At 71.7% G+C, this 19,885-nt stretch carries 16 protein-coding genes and 1 pseudogene; 7 read left to right on the top strand and 10 right to left on the bottom strand.

Features of this window, described 5'->3' with window-relative positions; genetic code table 11:
- Positions 1-50: 50 nt before the first annotated feature.
- The gene (locus AB0E94_RS45215; RefSeq protein ID WP_360340305.1) at positions 51-773 is read right to left on the bottom strand and encodes a hypothetical protein; all 723 of its coding nucleotides are present in this window, start codon (positions 771-773) and stop codon (positions 51-53) included.
- A gap of 168 nt (positions 774-941) precedes the next feature.
- On the opposite strand from AB0E94_RS45215, the gene AB0E94_RS45220 reads away from it, so the two are divergent.
- The gene (locus tag AB0E94_RS45220) at positions 942-1,643 is read left to right on the top strand and encodes a GNAT family N-acetyltransferase (protein ID WP_360340308.1); all 702 of its coding nucleotides are present in this window, start codon (positions 942-944) and stop codon (positions 1,641-1,643) included.
- On the opposite strand, the gene AB0E94_RS45225 is transcribed toward AB0E94_RS45220, so the two are convergent.
- Positions 1,638-2,003: a DoxX family protein gene (locus AB0E94_RS45225; protein WP_360340311.1), complete on the bottom strand. Its 366-nt coding sequence runs from the start codon at positions 2,001-2,003 to the stop codon at positions 1,638-1,640. The genes AB0E94_RS45220 and AB0E94_RS45225 overlap by 6 nt on opposite strands.
- Before the next feature lie 101 nt (positions 2,004-2,104).
- Between AB0E94_RS45225 and AB0E94_RS45230 the strand changes: the two genes are divergently transcribed.
- The gene (locus AB0E94_RS45230; protein ID WP_360340314.1) at positions 2,105-2,494 is read left to right on the top strand and encodes a helix-turn-helix domain-containing protein; all 390 of its coding nucleotides are present in this window, start codon (positions 2,105-2,107) and stop codon (positions 2,492-2,494) included.
- On the opposite strand, the gene AB0E94_RS45235 is transcribed toward AB0E94_RS45230, so the two are convergent.
- From AB0E94_RS45235 to AB0E94_RS45255, 5 genes and pseudogenes are all read right to left on the bottom strand, one after another.
- Positions 2,467-2,856 (bottom strand): VOC family protein, encoded by a 390-nt coding sequence (locus AB0E94_RS45235; RefSeq protein ID WP_360340373.1) that lies wholly within the window; start codon positions 2,854-2,856, stop codon positions 2,467-2,469. The genes AB0E94_RS45230 and AB0E94_RS45235 overlap by 28 nt on opposite strands.
- A 60-nt stretch (positions 2,857-2,916) precedes the next feature.
- Positions 2,917-3,318 (bottom strand): annotated as a pseudogene (locus AB0E94_RS45240) (DUF664 domain-containing protein); the annotation flags it as partial.
- Positions 3,311-4,573 carry a PEP/pyruvate-binding domain-containing protein gene (locus AB0E94_RS45245; protein ID WP_360340317.1) on the bottom strand — a complete coding sequence of 421 codons (1,263 nt, stop codon included), beginning with the start codon at positions 4,571-4,573 and terminating at the stop codon, positions 3,311-3,313. The pseudogene AB0E94_RS45240 and the gene AB0E94_RS45245, both read right to left, overlap by 8 nt.
- Positions 4,570-5,169 carry a transcriptional regulator gene (locus AB0E94_RS45250; RefSeq protein ID WP_360340320.1) on the bottom strand — a complete coding sequence of 200 codons (600 nt, stop codon included), beginning with the start codon at positions 5,167-5,169 and terminating at the stop codon, positions 4,570-4,572. The genes AB0E94_RS45245 and AB0E94_RS45250 overlap by 4 nt, the downstream gene beginning before the upstream one ends.
- On the bottom strand, positions 5,162-6,370 hold the full coding sequence (locus AB0E94_RS45255; RefSeq protein WP_360340323.1) for a TetR/AcrR family transcriptional regulator: 1,209 nt from the start codon (positions 6,368-6,370) through the stop codon (positions 5,162-5,164). The genes AB0E94_RS45250 and AB0E94_RS45255 overlap by 8 nt, the downstream gene beginning before the upstream one ends.
- Before the next feature lie 252 nt (positions 6,371-6,622).
- Here AB0E94_RS45255 and AB0E94_RS45260 point away from each other — a divergent pair, with 252 nt between their 5' ends.
- A complete protein-coding gene (locus tag AB0E94_RS45260) occupies positions 6,623-8,182 on the top strand; it encodes an ABC-F family ATP-binding cassette domain-containing protein (RefSeq protein ID WP_360340326.1) in 1,560 nt (519 codons plus the stop codon).
- Positions 8,183-8,434: 252 nt separating this feature from the next.
- Here AB0E94_RS45260 and AB0E94_RS45265 read toward each other — a convergent pair whose 3' ends face one another.
- Complete coding sequence (locus AB0E94_RS45265) at positions 8,435-10,045, bottom strand: methyl-accepting chemotaxis protein (protein WP_360340329.1); 1,611 nt, start codon at positions 10,043-10,045, stop codon at positions 8,435-8,437.
- A 483-nt stretch (positions 10,046-10,528) separates the two neighbouring features.
- On the opposite strand from AB0E94_RS45265, the gene AB0E94_RS45270 reads away from it, so the two are divergent.
- From AB0E94_RS45270 to AB0E94_RS45285, 4 genes are all read left to right on the top strand, one after another.
- Positions 10,529-10,927 carry a PLD nuclease N-terminal domain-containing protein gene (locus AB0E94_RS45270; protein WP_360340332.1) on the top strand — a complete coding sequence of 133 codons (399 nt, stop codon included), beginning with the start codon at positions 10,529-10,531 and terminating at the stop codon, positions 10,925-10,927.
- A 108-nt stretch (positions 10,928-11,035) separates the two neighbouring features.
- Positions 11,036-13,621 carry an MMPL family transporter gene (locus AB0E94_RS45275; protein WP_360340335.1) on the top strand — a complete coding sequence of 862 codons (2,586 nt, stop codon included), beginning with the start codon at positions 11,036-11,038 and terminating at the stop codon, positions 13,619-13,621.
- Complete coding sequence (locus AB0E94_RS45280; RefSeq protein WP_360340338.1) at positions 13,618-15,876, top strand: YhgE/Pip domain-containing protein; 2,259 nt, start codon at positions 13,618-13,620, stop codon at positions 15,874-15,876. Before AB0E94_RS45275 ends, AB0E94_RS45280 begins: the two co-directional genes overlap by 4 nt.
- 36 nt (positions 15,877-15,912) lie before the next feature.
- Positions 15,913-17,034 carry a 5-methyltetrahydropteroyltriglutamate--homocysteine S-methyltransferase gene (locus AB0E94_RS45285; protein ID WP_360340341.1) on the top strand — a complete coding sequence of 374 codons (1,122 nt, stop codon included), beginning with the start codon at positions 15,913-15,915 and terminating at the stop codon, positions 17,032-17,034.
- Between the two features lie 10 nt (positions 17,035-17,044).
- On the opposite strand, the gene AB0E94_RS45290 is transcribed toward AB0E94_RS45285, so the two are convergent.
- Positions 17,045-18,664, bottom strand: coding sequence for an ATP-binding protein (locus AB0E94_RS45290; protein ID WP_360340343.1), 1,620 nt, complete (start codon positions 18,662-18,664; stop codon positions 17,045-17,047).
- A 43-nt stretch (positions 18,665-18,707) separates the two neighbouring features.
- Complete coding sequence (locus AB0E94_RS45295) at positions 18,708-19,865, bottom strand: aminotransferase class I/II-fold pyridoxal phosphate-dependent enzyme (protein WP_360340346.1); 1,158 nt, start codon at positions 19,863-19,865, stop codon at positions 18,708-18,710.
- Positions 19,866-19,885 lie beyond the last annotated feature (20 nt).

Genomic DNA, 19,885 nt, shown 5'->3' on the forward strand with positions numbered 1-19,885 from the left:
CGGGGCGGGGCCGGTGCTTTCGGGTAGGGGTGGCCGTACCAGATGAGGGGTTATCGGAGGCCCAGAGCGGAAAGGACGGACCGGATCGCGGCGCCGGTGGGGCGGAGGATCTCGTCGCGTAGCCAGCGGGCGGCCGGTGTGATGACGTGGCGCCAGACGGCGCCGACCGTGTATCGCCAGGTCACCGCGATGGCTATGCCGATCGGGCGGAGCAGGAAGCGGTAGATCTGGCGGAACAGCCAGGTGGTGCCGTTCCAGCCGGTCCGCAGGAACCAGGCGAGGGCCCGGCCGATCGGGACCAGGATCCACGTCCACAGGAAGGCGCCTGCCGGGTGGAGGACCCAGCGGTACAGGAGGATCGCGCCCGGTACGGCAGCGTGCTCCCACAGCCACATCAGCGGTACGCCGATCAGCATGACCGGGATCGCGAGCAGCCAGCCGAAGACTGTGACCAGGGCTTTTCCGAGCCAGTGGGCCGGTGGGCGCAACACGTTGACCCAGAGCCAGGTCAGCGGGACCACGATCAGCCAGCCCCAGATCCAGGTAGCCGGGACGACTATCAGCCAGTGCCACAGCCATAGGGCGGGGATGACGATCAGGCGTCGGCCCAGCCAGGTCAGCGGGATGAGCAGGTAGCGGTGCAGGAAGCCGCCGATCGCCTCGAAAGCCATGCCGAGCAGGCGGAACGGCAACACCACGAGCACCGCGATCGCCCGGACCGGCCACAGCAGCCAGTCCGGTGCGGACTCGTGGGACTCGTCAGCTCTCGGCATCGGCCCAAGGTATCGGACCCCGCAAATCGCCCCGGCCGGCGATCCGGCCGCAAATCGCCCCGGCCGGCGATCCGGCCGCAAATCGTCTCGGCCGGCGATCCCCGCAATCGCCCCGGTCGGCGATCCGGCGCAAATCGCTCCGGCTGGCGATCCATAAGATCATCGATCATGGGGATCATCGCGAAGATCGAGGAACACGCGGTTGCCGCGTGGCCGTCCGCGCACGCTGAGCAGGCCGGCGGCTGGCTGCTGCGGCACACGCCGGGTGTCGGGAAGCGGCGCAACAACTCGGCGCTGCCGTCCAAGGCCGGGCCGGCCGTCGAGGTGGCCGAGGCGTTCTATCGGGATCGCGACCTTCCGGTGATCGTGCAGATCAGCCCGGCCGACGAGCACGCCGAGCTGGATGCCGCGCTGGCCGGCCGGGGCTACCGGTTCGACGCGCCGACGATCGTCATGACCGCGCCGGTCGCCGGCGTGGCCGGGCCCGATCCGGCCGTCGTGATCGAGCCGGAGCTGACACCGCGATGGCGGGCGGCCTACCGCAACCAGGCGGTCAGCGAGCACGTCCTGGACCGGATCGCGGCGCCCACCGGGTTCGCGTCGGTCACTGTCGACGGTGAGATCGCGGCGCTCGGGCTGTTCGTCGCGGGTGCCGGGCTCAGCGGCGTGTTCTGCATGGCCACCGACCCCCGACACCGCCGCAAGGGGTATGCCGGGTCGATTCTGCGGGCCGGGGCCGCCTGGTCCGCCGAGCAGGGCGCCGGCCTGCTGTATCTCCAGGTCGAGGAGGACAACGAGGCGGCCCGCGCGCTGTACCGGAAGGTCGGCTTCGTCCCGTCGCACAGCTACCACTACCGGGTGCTGCTATAGCCAGACGGCGGCCAGCCACACGGTGACCGCGCCGGCGATCAGCAGCCCGATGTTGAGCCCGATCACCTTCACCTCGCCGCGTGTGACGTGCACGATGATCCCGCCGATCTGAACGATGGTGAGCCCGGCCGCCGCGGCCAGGGCCAGCACCGGTGCGATCCCGGTGAGCGGCGGCAGGAGGAGCCCGGCCGCCCCGGCGAGTTCCAGCCAGCCGATCGTCCGGACCAGCGGCATCGGCGTGGAGTCGACCCAGCCCATCATCGGCTGGAGTTGTTCCCGGCTCTGGCTGACCTTCTTGCCGCCCGCGTAGCCGTAGAAGACCGCGAGCAGGACAGCGAGCACCCAGTAGGCGATGTGCATGGCGAGGGCCCCTCAATAGTTACCGGAGGTAAGTGGCCACATCATCCGGTACTTTTGGGAGCCCTACAAAAGGCACAGAAATGTGCCTGACGAACAGAGAGATGTCACCCGTGGAGTACGAACACACCTGCATGATCCGTGGCGACGGCGGCCGTGCGCTGCGCGCGATCCTCGACCAGATCTGCAACAAGTGGACGCTGCTGGTGGTGGCCACCCTCGACCAGGGCGTTCTGCGCTTCACCGACCTGCACCATCAGATTCCGGGCATCTCCCAGCGCATGCTCACCCTCACGTTGCGCAACCTCGAACGGGACGGCCTGATCACCCGGACCGTCCACGCCGAGGTTCCGCCCCGCGTCGAGTACGCGCTCACCCCGACCGGCAAGAGCCTCATCCCGCCCGCGCTGGCGCTGGCCGGCTGGGCCATCGAGCACGCCCCGGGCATCGAGGCGAGCCGCGAGGCCTACGCCGTGTACAGGCAGAACGGGTGACCGGCGGGATCCAGCAGCACCCGCACGTTCTTCTGCGGCTGATACGCGGGTAGTTCCGCGCCGAGCCCGACCGCGTGCGCCACGGCCGCCGCCAGGTCGGTGACCTCGAAGTCCAGGTGCAGCATCATCTGCTGGCGGCCCGCCTCGGCCGGCCACACCGGGCGCACATGGTCGGGGTTGTGCTGCACCGTGAGGTAGCCGACCCCCTCACCGGCGTCGAGCGCGATGTTCCCGGGCTCGCGCCGCCAGATCGACCAGCCCCGCAACTCCGCGTAGAACGTGGCGAGCACCTCGATGTCCGGCGCGTCGAGCACCACACCCCACCAGTCGGACCGTGCCCACCGGTCGGCGGGCTGGGCCAGAACCTGCTCGCGCAGGATGTCGGCGTGCCCGCAGTGCTGGGCGATCTCCCGCAGGAAGTGCAGGTAGACCCAGCGCAGCGGCACCGGGCCGCGACGGTTGCCGGTCACGATGTCGTCCAGCCCGAGCCCGGCCACGGCGGCCCGGGATGCCGCGCAGGCCTCCCGGTAGGCGGCCCGCACACTGTCGATGGTGTCGGAGTCGTCGAGGGCGAACGACTCGTGCGGCGTGTCCGGGATCCCGATCTCGCTGCGCGGCCGCCCGGTGATCGCCTCGTCGAACCACACCTTCTCCACGAAGGTCGCGTGTTTGACCAGGCCGAGCAGTGTCGTCTCGGACGGCACCAGCCGTCGCCGGGCCTGCTCCTCGGTCAGCCCGTCGAGGCTGTCGTGCAGGTCTGTCCGGTGCTCCTCGAGGAACGACTCCCACTGGGCCCGAAGCGGCTGGTCGATGACTTCATCCATAGGCACGGGCCCAGGATAGAAGGCGATCCAGGTGCGGGTCGGCCTCGCCGCCGATGCTCCCGGCCTCGCCGGCCACCACCTCGCCGCCGGCGCCGTCGATGGTGATCACGGCGCCCTCCGGCAGCGAACCGGCCGGGGAGTGCACGAAACCGGCCTCCGGGTCGACGGTGAGCGCCGTCGCGCCGACCACGGCGGGCCGGCCCATCGACCGGGCCACGACCGCGGCGTGGCTGGTGGGGCCACCGATCGTGGTGACGATGCCGGCGGCCGCGGCCAGCCCGTGCATGTCGAGCGGGGACGTGTGCGGCCGGACCAGGATGACCGGTCCGTCGGCGGCCATCCGGGCGGCCCGGTCGGCGGTGACCGCTATCCGGCCGGACGCCACGCCGGGACTCGCTCCGATGCCCCGGGCCAGCGCTTCGACGCCGGCCCGGATCCGCGGGGTGCGGGTGGCCCGCAACTGCCGGTCCGAGACCCGTCGCACCGCGGCCGGCCGGTCGATGATCCCCTCGTCGGCGAGGTCGACCGCGACCCGTACCGCCGCCCGCCCGGCCAGCCCGCCCGGCCGCACCTGGAGGAACCACAGCCGCCCGGCCTCGAACGTGAACTCCACATGGCACACGTCCCGGTAGTGCCGCTCCACCCGGCCGAGCCCGTCGAGCAGCGCCGCCCACACCGCCGGTTCACGGCCGGCGAGGTCACCGAGCGGCCGGGTGGCGACCCGGCCGGACACGACGTCGTCACCCGGATGCCCGAACAGCACGTCACCATACGGATGCGGCGCGCCGGAGCCGGGATCCCGGCTGAACGCGACCCCACTCCCACTGCGCAGATCAAGATCACCAAAGACCATCTGTTGTACGACCACCGCCGTCCCCAGGTCGTGGGGAATGCCGTGCACCTCCCGATACGACGTGGCGCGCGGGGTGTGCCACGACGCGAACACCGCCTCGACCGCGTCGCGGACCGGGCCGGGGTCACCTGCCACGTTCAGGAAGGTGCTCATCATGCCCGGCATCGACACCGCCGCCCCGGACCGCACCGACACGGCCGGAGCGGCCAGGTCGCGGACCGCGTCGTCGAGCTCCGGCAGCCGCCCGCTCCGCAGGAACTCCCGGCCCGCCACAGTGGAGACGGCGAACCCGGCCGGCACCGGCAGCCCGAGCCGCATCATCGTGATCAGCCCGGCCGCCTTGCCGCCGAGCACGCCGGCGTCGGCGGGCGTCCGGGGATCGAGCCGGTGGATGTCGGTCATCGCGGGATCCCCAGCGTGACCAGCAGATCCTCGTGCAGCTGGAACCAGACGTTGTGATACGACGTGGTGGTGTCGGCCAGGTGCTCCAGCTTGCCGGCCCGCGCCAGATCGAGGGCCGCGGTGAGCCGTCCGCGATAGCCGCCGAACCGGGGCAGCGCCGCGGTGAGCGCCGTGCACACCGCCGCCGCCCGTTGATCGAGATCGACGAAACGGGCCAGCACCCGGCCGTCATAGGCGGCGTCGCTGTGGTCGTTGACCTCGCTGATCCCGTCGACCGGCCGCATGTGCCAGGCCGTGCACAGGTCCAGCAGCTCCGGATTGAGCACCAGGAACGCCTCGAACGCCGCGCCGACCGCGTCGCGCGCCCCGGCAGCCGCCAGCTCGGCCGCGACCAGGCGGGCATCCGCGATCTTGCCACTCTCGGTGAGACCCCAACCCCCAAACGCTCCTGGGGTACGGGTGACAAGCCCGTCAACCGCAAGATCGATGAGCCGGGACTCCGCGTCGGACGTGGTCAGTCCCGCCGCCGCAGCGACGCGCTCCAGGTCGGTGAACCCGAGACAGCGCAACGTGTGCAGCACCAGCAGATCAGTCACGGCCGTCCACCCCGCCCGTCCCGCCGTCGCGAAGCGCGACCGCCACCGCATGCCCGGCCCCACGCCCGGAGGCCCGCGCGACCACCCGTCCGTCCCGGATCCGAACCGCGACCTCGGTCTCGTCAACCTTCGCGGCGACCTGGTCGTCGTCCCCGAACACGCCACCTCCCGCGGCGGCCTCGGCGGCGGCGCCGAGCACGTCACCTCTCGCGGTGGCCGCTGTGTCGTCGCCGCGCACGTCATCCTGCGCGGCGAGGCCGGGGGAGGAGGCGGCGACGGCGGCGGCCAGGGCCGGGCCGTCGTCGAGTTCGATGTGGAGTGGCCGGGCGACACCTGGCGGCAGGGCCTGGCGCAGGCAGGCGGCCATGGCGGTGAGCCGCAGACGGACCAGCGCGCCGGTCTCGGCCGGGTCGCCGGAGACCACCGCCACGGTGACCCGGTCGCCGGGACCGGCGGCCCGGACCACCTCCTCGGCGGCGCCGAGCCGGGCCGTGCCGAGGACCACGAGCAGCCCGTCGTCGGTGATGCCGTCGGCCGGCTCCCACGGGACGTCGCAGAGCTCGGCCGGCGGCACGAACGGCAGGTGGGGCGGGTCCCACGAATCGTCCAGAGTGATCCCGGCCAGGTGGGCGCAGGCGCGGGTGAGGTCGAACAGATCACCGAAACCGGGGGCGGTGTCGGCCAGATGGTCGGCGCCGTGCAGCAGGGTGAGGACCAGCTCGGCCAGCCGGACCCGCCGCGTCGCGACCGGTGGGCAGGACTCCAGCGCGAGGGCCAGCAGCAGAGCCTCCAGCCGGGTGATCGCGGTGAGGGCGGCCCGGCCGGGCTCGTCGTCGAACACTCCGGTGACCGATCGTGACCGCAGCCGCCCGCCGGCCGAGGTGTCCCCGGCGAGGGGGAGATGCTCCAGCCATGCGCGGGCGAACCCCTCGACGGCCGTCGTCACCGGAACGCTCTCCGGCAGCTCGGCGGCCGGCATCGACCAGCCCTGCGGCTGCGGGTAGCCGAGCAGAACCGCGAGGTAGAGCGACCGTTTGCCGGCGAAGTTCGAATAGACGGCCCCGCGGGTCAGGTCGGCGCGGGCGGCGATCCGATCGATCTTGGCATCGGCGTATCCGTGCTCCGCGAACTCCTCGACCGCGGCATCGAGCACCGCGGCTCTCGTCCGGGCCTGCTGCTGGATTCTCGTCAACCGAACCATGCCGTCAAGATACCCCCAACATCGGGATGATGAGAACATCTGAAAAATGGGTGGGCGCTCGCGGGGCGGGGCGGCTAGCCTCGTCGGCATGTCTCAAGGAGCTGTGCACATGGGGTTCGTGTTCATGAGGATCCGCGGCGGCCGCTGACGGCGGCGCTTGCGCACTGATCTGCGAACTGCCCGCCGTCTCGGCGTTCTGCCGGGCGGCCACATCCGGCTACCCGGCTCACTCTCGAGCTGCGGAGCACACCCATGTCCCTTGCGCACCTTCGTGCCGATGACGTCACCGTTCGTCTCGGCGCCCGGCTTGTACTCGACCGCGTGTCCGTCACCGCCTCGGCCGGCAACCGCCTGGCCGTCGTCGGGGAGAACGGGCGCGGCAAGACCACCCTCCTGCATGTCCTCGCTGGACTGATCACCCCGGACTCCGGCCGGGTGCACCGGGCCGGCAGTGTCGGGCTGGCCGCCCAGGCGCTTCATGCCGGAGCCGGTGACACCGTCGGCAGCCTCACGTCGGCGGCGCTGCTGGAGTCCCGTACCGCGCTGAATGATCTTGAATTGGCGGCGGGTGACCTGGCCGCCGGCCGGACCGGCGCCGATGACCGGTATGGGGCGGCTCTCGAGGCCGCCGGGCGGCTGGACGCGTGGGACGCCGAACGCCGCGTCGACATCGCGCTCGAAGCGCTCGGCGCGTGCCCCGACCGGGACCGTGAGCTGCGCACCCTGTCGGTCGGGCAGCGATATCGGGTGCGTCTGGCGTGCCTGCTCGGCGCCCATCACGACCTGCTGCTGCTCGACGAGCCGACCAACCACCTGGACGCCTCGGGCCTGTCCTTCCTGACCGGGCGGCTGCGGGCCCATCCCGGCGGGATCGTCCTGGTCAGCCACGATCGGCAACTGCTGCGGGACGTGGCGGGCGAGTTCGTCGACCTGGATCCCAGCCAGGACGGGCGGGCCCGCACCTACGCCGGTGGTTACGACGAGTGGCAGCGCGGCCGTCGCCGTGACCGGGAACGATGGTCCCAGGAGTACGACGAACAGCAGGCCGAACACCGTCGCCTGGTCGAGTCGGTCGACCGTGCCCGATCCCGGCTGAGCACCGGCTGGCGTCCGGACAAGGGCGTCAACAAGCACAAACGACAGTCGCACACGCCCGGTGTGGTGCAGGCCCTCAACCGTGAGCGGGAGGCGCTGGAAGCACATCGGATCACCGTTCCGGCGCCGCCCGCGGTTTTGCGATGGCCGGAACTGAACACCCGCAAAGGGGTGCCGCTGCTGCGCGCCGACGGGGTGCGGGCGCCCGGCCGGCTCGACCGGCCGGTCACCCTCAGTATCGACGGTGGTGATCGGCTGCTGGTGACCGGCGCCAACGGGGCGGGCAAGTCGACGCTGCTGTCGCTGCTGGCGGGCCGGCTCGCCGCCCCGGCCGGTGACGTGCGCCGATCTCCGGACATCCGGATCGCACTGATCGCCCAGGAGGTCCCGGACTGGCCGGACGGCGTCACGGCCCACCGGCTGCTGGCCGGCCGGGGCACCATGGGGCTGCTCGACGCGGAGGCGCTGCGTACCCCGGTGCGGCTGCTCTCCCAGGGCCAGCAGCGCCGTCTCGACCTGGCCCTCCAGTTGGCGAGCGGCCCCGACCTGCTGATCTTCGACGAGCCGACCAACCACCTGTCGTCGGCGCTGGTCGACGAACTGACCGAGGCGCTGCTGACCACGCCGGCCGCGGTCGTGGTCGCCACCCACGACCGTCAGCTGCTCGCGGACCTGGCCACGTGGCCCCGCCTGCACCTGCCCGCCACCGAGAGGTGACCAAGGACCGCCAGCCGTCGCTGAGCGATGGAATGGCGTGCGCTTTCCCGCGCTGAGCGACGGCTGGCGGTCTCGGCCGTCGCCCAGCGACGGAATGGCGTGCGCTTTCCCGTGCTGGGCGACGGCCGGTGGTCTCGGCCGTCGCTCAGCGACGGAATCGGGTGCGCTTTGCCGCGCTGAGCGACGGCTGGCGGTCTCGGCCGTTGCTCGACGACGGCGTGCTGGGCGACGGCCGGCGGTCGGGCGTCCGGGTCACACCCGGTAGTTGCTGACCGCGCTGCCGAGCCGCTGGGCCATCCCGGCGAGTTCGGCCGCGGTGGTCCGGGCCTCGTCGGCGCTCTGGGTGGTCTGGTTGGCGGTGGCGGCCACGTTGGTGATGTCGGCGGCGATGTGCCCGGACCCGCTGGCCGCCTCGGCCACGTTGCGGCCCATCTCGCCGGTGGTGGCGGTCTGCTCCTCGACGGCTGCCGCGATCGTGGTGGCGTAGTCGTTGATCTGGGCGATCACGTCGCCGATGTCGCCGATCGCCGCGACCGCCGCGTCGGTGTCGGACTGGATGGCGGCGATCCGTTTGCTGATGTCCTCGGTGGCCCGTGCGGTCTCCTGGGCCAGATCCTTGACCTCGGACGCGACCACGGCGAACCCTTTGCCCGACTCGCCGGCCCGGGCGGCTTCGATGGTGGCGTTCAGGGCGAGCAGGTTGGTCTGTTCGGCGATGCTGGTGATCGCGTTGATCACCTCGGTGATCTCGGCGCTGGCCTGACCGAGTTTGGCCATCGTGTCGCTGGTCCGCTGGGCGGCGGTGGTGGCCGATCCGGCGACCTGCGCGGAGGCCCCGGCGCTGGTGGCGATCTCCCGGATCGACGCGCTCATCTCCTCGGTGCCGGCGGCGACCGTCTGCACGTTCGAGGAGATCACCTCGGCCGCCGCGGACACCGATCCGGCCTGTTCGGCGGTGGTCTGCGCGGACCTGGTGAGTTCCTCGGCGATCACCGACAGCCGGGCCGAGGTGCTGGACAGGGCGTCGGCGTCGTCGCGGACCTGCCGGACGGTGGTGGCGACCGCGCCGGCAGTGTGGTTGAGGGCGGTGGCGAGCTCGCCGATCTCGTCGCCGCCGCCGATCTCGGTACGCGCGGTGAGATCACCCTCGTCGATCCGCTGCAACACCTGCACGCAGTGGGCGAGTGGCTGGGTGATGCCCCGGGCGAAGAGCACCGCGATGGCCGCGCCGACCGCGAGCACGATCAGGATCGCGGTGATGATGATGGCCCGGCCGCTGCTGTACGCGCCGTTCGCGCCCTCGTGGGAGCTGCGGGCCTCGGCCACGGCGGCGTTGGACAGCGCGGTGAGATCGTCGCGCATCGAGGCGACGAGCGGCTGGATCTCCTTCGCGCGGATGGTGCGTACCTGATCGATCCGCCCCTGTTCGGCGAGGGGGAACAGTCGGTCCGTGACGAGGGCGAGGTACTGGTCCCAGTCGCCGGTGAACGATTCGAGGCTGTCGCGTTCGGCTGAGGTCCCGGTGAGGGCCTGGTACTGGGCGCTGAGGCCGGCGACGTTGGTGACCTCGTCCTGGAACTCCTTCTGCTCGTCGGCCCGGGTGGTGGCGTCGCCGGCGAGCAGGAACTCCAGCGCGTTGATCCGGGTCCGGTTGAACGCCGAGCGCATGTCGGCGATCGCCTGCGCCTTGAGCGTCTGGGCGTACTCGCCCTCGGCGGCGTCGGAGAGTGTGCTCATCTGGCGCAGCGCGAACAGTCCGACCGCCCCGCCGAGCGCCGCCACCACGAGCACGACCACCAGGATCTTGGTGCCGATGCGTACGTCTCCGGCCAGGCGGGCCGCCGATGGTACGGGCTCGCTCATGACGTCGTCCCCCTCGTCTGGAATTTGCCCCGAAAGGAATCATTCGCCATCCGTACCGGCTCAACGGGCTGATTGCGGGGAAAACGGGCCGGTGTTGTGGCGTGAGGACACCTGTGGGCCGCCCGGGGTGTCGATCTCACACATGGATGTGTGCCGTGTGGGGCTCGTAGGGTGTGCGGCAGGACGACGCGGGTGGTCACGCTGGACCTGAACGGCCGGACGGCACTGGTGACCGGGGCCGGCAGCGGCATCTGGCGGACGTGGACGAGACGTCGGCCAAGGAGGTGGCGGCGGCGGTTGCGGACTTCCCGCCGGAACGGTTCGCGCATCTGCAGAACCTGATGGTGGACGCCCCGTTCCGCTTGGCCCGGCGACCGGGTCCGGACCCTGTTCAGACCGCGCGGACCTCGTTTCGCCACGACCGGGGTCAGCGCCTGCGGAATGGGACCACGCCGGGGCCGATGCTCTGTCATCATCTCCGGCGTGATTCGCCTCTACTCACTGTTCGCGCTGATCGACCTCGTGTTGATCATCAGCGCGCTGATCTCCTGCCTGTCCGCCGAGGAGTACGAGATCCGGGCCCTGCCGCGGATCGTCTGGGTGATCCTCATCCTGCTCTTCTCGCCGATCGGCCCGATCGCCTGGTTCGTGGCCGGCCGTCCGGCTCGTCCGATCCGGCTCAGCAACGGCACCGTCTGGAAGCCTGGTAGCGGCTTCCCGGAGAACGAGCGGCCCCGCCCGGTGGCGCCCGACGACGACCCCGAGTTCCTCAAGCGGGTCGCCGAGCGCAGCCGGAAGGAGGACGAGGACATGATGAAGAAATGGGAGGCCGACCTGCGGCGACGTGAGGAGGACCTGCGTAAGCGGGAGGGCGGCGAGTAACCCGTAATTGCACACCGGTGAGTAGGTAAGTAACCTGCACTTGACTGTGCAGGTTCTGCTCACCGGAGGTCGGCTCTGTCCACGACCCTGTACCGCGTCGCCGCAGCCGTGATCCGGCGCCGCGCCCGGACCATCACGCTCTGGCTCCTCGTGATCCTCGCGCTGGCCGGCGCCGGCAACCTGATCTCGGCCGGCGCCGATGACGAGTTCACCATCCCCGGCTCGCCCTCACAGACCGCCCTCGACACCCTCTCCCGCGTCTTCCCGCAGGTCAGCGGCGCGTCCGCGAAGATCGTCCTGACCCTGCCGGACGGCCGTGACGTGCGCGACCAGGACATCCGCGACGCGGTCGCGCACACGGCCGACCGGGCCGAGGGTGTCGAGCACGTCGTCGCGGTCGTCTCGCCCTACGACGAGCGGATCAAGGGTGCGGTCTCCGCCGACGGGACCGCCGCGATCATCACCGTCCAGCTCGACGTCTCGGTCACCGAGGTGCAGCCGGCCACCCGCGAACGCCTCGCCGCGGTCGCCGACGAGCTCCGGCAGAACCTGGGACCGGGCGTCCAGGTGCTGGCCGGCGGCGACGCCTTCGCCGACCGGGTGCCGAAACTCAGCCCCACCGAAGGGCTCGGCCTGCTCGTCGCGCTCCTGGTCCTGCTGATCACTTTCGGCTCGATGCTCGCCGCCGGGATTCCGCTGCTCACCGCCGTCCTCGGCGTCGGGCTGTCCGCGTCGCTGCTCTACGGCGTCACCGCGTTCACCGGAGTGCCGTCCACCGCGATCATGCTCGCCGTGATGCTCGGCCTCGCCGTCGGCATCGACTACGCGCTGTTCATCCTCTCCCGGCACCGCGACCAGCTCCGCGACGGCCTCGACGTGGACGAGTCGATCGCCCGGGCCACCGCCACGGCCGGCTCGGCGGTGGTCTTCGCCGGCCTGACCGTCATCATCGCGCTGGTCGGGCTGGTGGTGGCCGGCATCCCGTTCCTCACCACGATGGGCCTGGCCGCCGCCCTCGGGGTGGTCGTCGCCGTGCTGATCGCCGTCACCTTCATCCCGGCGTTACTGTCCGTGGCGGGCGAGCGTCTGCGTCCCCGAAAACCACGCCTCCGGCTTCCCAAGGTCAACATCTTCGATCATTGGGTACGCCTCGCGACGCGCCGCCCGATCATCACCATCGTCGTGATCGTTCTCGGACTGGGCCTGGCCACCCTGCCTGCCGCCGAACTGCGCCTCGCCCTGCCCGACAACGGCAGCGAAGCCCACGGTAGCCCGGCCCGGGTCACCTACGACACGATCACCGAACACTTCGGACCCGGCTACAACGGCCCCCTGCTCGTCACCGCGAACATCATCTCCAGCCGTGACCCGGTCGGTGACATGAACCGGCTCGGCGCCGAGATCGCCGGGATGCCCGGGGTCGCCCTGGTCGCCCTCGCCACCCCGGACCCGAAAGGCCAGGTCGGCATCGTCCAGGTGATCCCGGACAGCGCCCCCGACTCGGAGGCCACCACCGATCTCGTCCACCGGCTGCGCGACCACTTCGCCGGGTCGGACGTCGCGGTCACCGGGATCACCGCGGTCGGGATCGACGTGTCGGCCCGGCTCGGTGGCGCGCTCATCCCGTTCGGGCTGCTCGTCGTCGGGCTGTCGCTGGTGCTGCTGACCATGGTGTTCCGGTCGATCGCGGTGCCGGTCAAGGCCACCGCCGGATACCTGCTGTCGGTCGGGGCCGCGTTCGGCGCCACCGCGCTCGTCTTCCAGCGCGGCTGGCTCACCGACGTGCTGCACGTGTCACACACCGGCAGCGTGATCAGCTTCCTGCCGATCATCCTGATGGGTGTCCTGTTCGGCCTGGCCATGGACTACGAGCTGTTCCTCGTCTCCCGGATCCGCGAGGAGTACGTGCACACCGGCGATGCCGGCCACGCCGTCGACGCCGGATTCAAAGCGTCCGCCCCGGTCGTGGTCTCCGCCGCGCTCATCATGTTCGCGGTCTTCGCGGCGTTCGTCCCGGACGGCAGCACCACCATCAAACCCATCGCGTTCGCCCTCGCCGTCGGGGTGTTCGTGGACGCGTTCCTCGTCCGGATGACCCTCGTCCCGGCGGTGCTGCGGCTCCTCGGCGACCGGGCCTGGTGGCTGCCGTCCCGGCTCGACCGGGCACTGCCGTCCCTCGACGTCGAAGGCGAAGGGCTCACCCGCGAGCTCGCCCTCGCCGACTGGCCCGAACCCGGCGCCGAGGACGTCGTCGCGATCGCCGGGTACACCCCCGGCGTGCTGCGGGCCGGTCCGGGCGAGATCGTCGAGATCGTGGGGGCGCCGGACGCCACCCGGGATCTCCTCTACGCCATCGGCGGGCGGATCACCAGGCTGCCCGGGGCCGCCCGGACGCTCGGATTCGTGCTGCCACAGCGCGCTTCGGCCGTACGAGATCAAGCTGTTCTGATCAGGTGTCCCGCGCTCGCCGAGCCGGCCCGCGAAACCGTGGATGCCGCCTGCCTGGCGCCGCCGTTGTTGCTGGTCGAAGGCCTCGACCGGATTCCCGGGCGGGCCGGCCGGGACGACGCGCAACGCGCCCTGCATGCCGCCGCCCGCGCCGGGACCACCGTGATCGTCACCGCCCGCGACCACGATCCGCGCCTCGACGCGACCCGCACCATCGATCTCAACCCCTCCGAGGTGTACGCATGACCCGCCTCCGCCGCATCGGCATCCTCCTCGTGCCGGTGGTCATCGCCGGCGCCCTGCTCAGCGCGTTCGGCCGGCCCGCGGATCGACTCGGCACGGTGACCGCGGCCGTGGTCAACGACGACGAACCCGTGCAGCGCGGCGGGCAGACCGTTCCGCTCGGCCGTGAGCTGGCCGGCCGTCTCGTCAACCACACCGGCGACAACTACACGTGGGTGCTGACCTCCGCCGACGACGCTGCCGAGGGTCTTCGCTCCGGGGCCTACGCCGTCGCCGTGACCATCCCCTCGAACTTCTCCGCCGCAGCCGTCTCCACCGGTGACGCCTCCGCCTCCGCGGCAGCGCAGGCGCGCATCGACGTCACCGCCTCCCGGACCGTCACCGGCGTCGACCCGGTGATCACCCGCACGCTCACCGACGCGGCCGTCACCACCCTCAACCGGACCGTCGTCGAGACCTATCTGGACAACGTGTACCTCGGCTTCAACCGGATGCACGACCAGCTCGGCCAGGCCGCCGACGGCGCCGGTGAGCTCTCCGACGGCGCCGGCCGCCTCGCCGACGGCAGCGAACGGCTCGTCGTCGGCCTGAACCGGCTCGCCACCGGCACCGACGAGCTCGCGGCCGGGCTCGGACGCCTCGACGCAGGCAGCCGGGAACTCGCCGACGGCCTCGAACAACTCGACGACGGCGCCGGAGACCTCGCCGGCGGCGCCCGCAAACTGGACTCCGGCGCCACCGCCCTGGCCCGCGGAACCGGCGCCCTCGCCACCGGGACCAGGCAACTCGCCACCGGCGCCGGCCGGCTCTCCACCGGACTCGACACGCTTGCCGACAGCGCCGCCGCGCTGCCCGGCCAGACCCGGGCGCTCGCCGCCGGCGCCCGGCAGGTCGCCGACGGCAACCGGGAACTCGCCGACACCGTCGTCCCGCTCGCCGACCGGGCCGTCGACGGCATCGACGCACTACCCGACCTGACCGCCGAGGCGGCCCGCATCCGGCAGCTCGCCGACCAGTGCGAAACCCCCGCCGACCTGTGCACCCAGCTCCAGGCCCTGGCCGACCGGATCGTCGCCGAAGCGGGCAACGCCGAGAACGCCAAAGAGGGGGTACGCGGACAGGTCACCGAAGTCCGCGACGGCATCACCGCGCTGGCCGACGGATCGGAGAAGGTGGCCGACGGAACGGCCGTCCTCGCCGACCGGACGCCACGCCTGGTCACCGCCATCGACCAGGCCGCCACCGGGGCCGTCGCGGTGAACCGTGGCGCCCACCAGGCCGCCACCGGCGCCGCCTCGGTCGACCGTGGCGCCCGCCGGCTGTCCACCGGCGCCGGCACCCTGTCCGAAGGCGCCGGCCGGCTCGCCTCCGGCACCGGCGACGCCGCCTCCGGCGCACAACAGCTCGCCGACGGCGCCACCTCCGCGGCGGGCGGAGCCGGACAGCTCACCGACGGCGCCCACGAAGCGGGTGACGCCGGCCGGAAGATCTCCGACGGTTCGGGAAAGCTCGCCGAAGGCGCGGGCAGCCTCGCCGGCGCGCTCGGTGACGGCCGTGACCAGGTGCCCACCTACAGCGATGCCGACCGCGACCACCTCAAGACCGTCGCCGCCACCCCGGTCGCCGCGATCACCGGCGACGACGCCGGAATCGGCGACCTGATCGCCGGCGCGGTCATCGCCATCGCCCTGTGGATCGGCGCGATGCTGATCTTCCAGCTCGTCCCGGCCGCCGCCCACGACCCGCTGGCCTGGCGCGGAAGCACCTGGCGGCTCGCCGTCCGTAACGCCCGCCGCCCACTGCTGCTGGCCACCGGCCAGGCCGTCCTGGTCACCGCCGTGGCCGGCGCGCTGCTGTCTCCCGGCCCGGTCGAGCTCCTGGCCCTGTTGGTGGTCGACATCCTGGTGGCCGTGACGTTCCTGCTGATCAACCAGGCTCTCGCGGTGGCCTTCGGCAGCGGCGGCCGCCTCCTGTCGATCATCGTCCCGGTGGTGACCCTGGCCGCTGCCGTGGTCTCCGGCGTGCCCGCCTGGGTGACCATCCTGGACGGCCTGCTTCCCGGCCACGGCCCGGTGCTGGCGATCCGGGCGATCACCGCCGACGCCGGCCTGGGCCCTTCCGGAGTCGCACACACCCTGGCGTGGCTGGCCGCCGGAACAGCCGGCTACCTCCTGGCCACCGCCCACCGCCGAACGACCACCTCCGATCTGGGCCGGTACGGCGTGGCATCGATGGCCATTGATCACCCTCCGGCGTAGGTTGACTTCGGGACCCTACTGAAGGAGGCCACGCCAATGACGCTCCGTGACAAACCTCCGTTCCGAGCCGACCACGTGGGCAGCCTGCTGCGCCCGCCGCAGCTGTTGCGGGCCCGTGCGCAGCGCGCTCTCGGCGAGATCAGCGCCGAGCAGTTGCGTTTCGTCGAGGACGACGCGATCCGCGAGGTGGTCCGGATGCAGCGCAACGTCGGTCTGCGCTCGGCCACCGACGGCGAGTTCCGGCGGACGTCCTGGCACATGGACTTCATCTACCGTCTCGGGGGCATCCGCCCGACCGACGAGAAGATCCAGGTCCACTTCCGCAACGAGACCGGCGAACTCGACTTCGAATCAGCCGCCCTGGCCGTCGACGCCCCGATCGAGCTCACCGAGACGATCTTCGGCGACGACTTCGCCTTCCTCAACGCGGAGACCGCCGACGCGGTGACCGCGAAACTGACGATCCCGTCGCCGAGCATGGTCCACTATCGGGGCGGCCGGGCCGCCATCGATCCGGCGGTCTACCCGGACGAGGAGGAGTTCTGGGCCGACCTGAGCGATGCCTACGCCGAGCAGATCCGTCGGGTCGCCGCCCTCGGCTGCCGTTACCTGCAGCTCGACGACACCAGTCTGGCCTATCTCAACGACCCGGCACAGCGGCGCCTGCTGACCGACCGCGGCGACGACGCCGAGCACCAGCACTTGCGCTACATCAGGCAGATCAACGCGGCGATCGCCGACCGCCCGGCCGGTCTGAACGTGACCACCCACATGTGCCGGGGCAACTTCCGGTCGTCGTGGGCGGCCGAGGGCGGCTACGACTTCGTGGCCGAGGCGCTCTTCAGTGAGCTGGCCGTCGACGGTTTCTTCCTGGAGTACGACGACGACCGTTCCGGCGGGTTCGCCCCGCTGCGGTTCGTGCCGCCCGGCAAGATGGTCGTGCTCGGCCTGGTCACCACGAAACGGGGCGTGCTGGAGTCCAAGGACGACCTGAAACGCCGCATCGACGAGGCCGCCCGCCATGTGCCGCTGGAGCAGCTGTGCCTGTCACCGCAGTGCGGCTTCTCGTCGACGGTCGAGGGCAACGTGCTGACCTACGACGAGCAGGTCGCCAAGCTGCGCCTGATCGCCGAGACCGCCGACGAGATCTGGGGCTGACCGTGCTCGGCTACGGCTGGCGGGCTGGTGCCAGCGCCTCACCGACGGTGGCCAGGAGTTCGACGGCGGTGAACGGCTTCTGGACGATCCGGGTGGTGGGCGCGATGTCGTAGCGGCGGCGCAGTTCGGCGTCGCTGTAACCGGACATGAACAGCACCCGCAGGGCGGGACACCGGGCCCGCAGCTGGGCGGCGACGGCCGGGCCGGACCGGCCGGGCAGCACCACGTCGGTGATCAGCAGGGCGACGTCGGCCAGGTCGGCGGTGACCACCGCGTCCTCGCTGATCGCCGTGGTGCGGTAGCCGTTCTCCTGGAGGATCCGGACCACCAGATCGCGTACGTAGTCCTCGTCCTCGATCACCAGCACCCGCTGCCCGTCGCCGCTCGGGCAGGCCTGGACCGGCGGCCCGTCGGCCTGGCCGGCCCGCCCGGCGGCGTGCGGCAGCAGGATCCGGAACGTGGTGCCGACCCCCGGCGCCGAGTCGACGCCGATGTGCCCGCCGGCGTCGCCGACGATGCCGTAGACGGTGGACAGGCCGAGCCCGGTGCCGCGATCGGCCGGCTTGGTGGTGAAGAACGGCTCGAAGAGCCGATCACGGACCTCCGCGGTCATTCCGGTTCCGGTGTCACTCACGGTCAGCCGGGCATAACGACCTTGCGGCAGCGGTACGCCCGACCCGCCCCGAATCTCGATGAGGTCGGTCTCCACCACCACGACCCCGCCGTCGGGCATCGCGTCCCGGGCGTTGATGACCAGGTTGAGCAGGATCTGGTCGAGCCGCCCCCGGTTGGCGTGCACCGGAACCGTCTCCCCGCACGGCCGGCACACCAGCCGGATGTCGGCGCCGATGGTCCGGCCCAGCAACTCTCCGGAGCCGGTCACCACCTCGTTGAGATCGACCACATCGACCTGGGTGGGCTCCCGTTTCGCGAAGAGCAGCAGTTGCCCGGTCAGGGAGCGGGCCCGGTCGGCGGCGTCGCGGATCCGGGACAGGTCGGCCGCGCCGTCCCCGGTGACCTCGTCGGCCAGGAAGTCCGCGTAGTTCAGGATGATCGCGAGCAGGTTGTTGAAGTCGTGGGCGACCCCACCGGCGAGCTGCCCGAGGCTCTCCAGGCGGGCGGCCCGCACCGACCGTTCCATGGCCAGTTTCTCCTCGGCCTCGAACCGCCGTTTCTCGGTGATGTCACGTTCGGTGGCGGCCGCGGCGACGACGATGCCCTGCTCGTTGCGGATCGGCGAGACGGTCACCGACACCAGCAGGGTGCTGCCGTCCCGGCGGACCCGGCGGCTCTCCTCCAGGCGGATCTGCCCGCCCGCGGCGAGCACGGCGAGCGCCTGGTCGAGGGCGGGACCGGCGCCCGGCGGCAGTATTCCGCGGAACGGGGTGCCCAGCACCTCCTCGGCGAGCCAGCCGTACATGGCTTCGGCGCCGCTGTTCCACACGGTGAGCGTGCCGTCCAGGGTGCAGGCGATGATCGCGTCGGCGGACTGGTCGGCGACGGCGGCCAGCATCTCCCGTTCCTGCGTGTAGGTGCGGGCGGGTCCGCGCAGGTAGCGCCCGGTGAGCCAGCCGAGCAGCCCGGCGCCGGCCGCGGTCACGACGGCCAGGGCGCTGCCTCTCGGAAGCATGACCACCTTCCCGTTTCGCCGAATAACGCGAACGGTAGCCCTCTCAGGCTGACATTTCGTGATTTCGTCCGCCAACCGACCTGATGGCTGATGACACCGCCTCAATTCGGGGGTATGGGATCCCGGCCAGGTTGATCCGGCCGGACGGTAGCCCGTACACCCCATGGATCTGCCGCAATCGCAGCATCGCCGCAGCGTCCAGGGGAAGGGTGAGGAACATCCCGCGCTGTCGTCCGAGCCCGGCGAAGCCGGTGCCGGCGGCCAGGCCGTCGCGGAGGCGGCCGAGGCGGCGGCGCATCGCCTCCAGCTCGTCGCGCCAGCACGCGGTCAGGATCGGATCGGTGAGGATCTCCTCGACGATCGCCGCGCCGTGCGCCGGGGGCTGCGAATAGGCGATCCGGGCGATCGTCTCCAGCATCGTCCGGGCCTGCTGCCGCCGTCCCGCGTCGGCGCTCAGCACCAGCGCGCAGCCGGTCCGCTCGCTGTACAGGCCCCACGCCTTCGACGCGCTCACCGCGACGAACGCCTCCGGGACGACACGCAGCAGTCGCCGCATGCCGGCCAGATCCTCGTCGAGTCCGTCGCCGAGACCGAAATAGGCCTGGTCGATGAAGGGCGTCACGCCACGCCGGGCGAGGGCCGCGGCCAGCTCGTCCCACAGGCCGAGCGGCAAGCCCAGGCCGGTCGGGTTGTGGCAGCAGCCCTGCAACAGCAGCACGTCACCGGGCTGCGCGGCGTGCACCGCGGCCAGCATCGCGGCACCGTCGGCGGTCACCGGATACGTCCGGGTGCGCAGCCCGGCGGCGGCCAGGATCGCCGGGTGGTTCACGTAGGCGGGCGTGCCCAGCAGCACCGTCCGGTCCGGGCCGGTCGCCGTCAGCAGCTCCGCGAGCAGCCGCAACGCGCCGGTCCCGGCGACCGCCTGCACACCGTCGGTCCGGGCCGCCAACACCGGATCGGCCAGCAGCAGCCGGGTCATCTCGTGCCGGAACCGGGTGTTGCCAGCCGGGCCCACGTACGCCTTTGACCGGGAACGATCAGCCAGCCGCAGTTCGGCGGCGCGGACCGCGGCCATCACCGGAGCCTCGCCCGAGTCGTCCCGGTAGACGCCGACGAGCAGGTCCAGCCGGTCCGGCCGGGCGTCGGCGGCGCAGTCCGCGGTCAACTGCCAGAGCGGGTCGGGGGCGGTCGTCAACAGCATGCGGTTCTCGTTTCAGCAGA

The organism is Actinoplanes sp. NPDC026670, from assembly GCF_040638175.1.
In the GTDB taxonomy this organism is placed as follows: Bacteria; Actinomycetota; Actinomycetes; order Mycobacteriales; family Micromonosporaceae; genus Actinoplanes.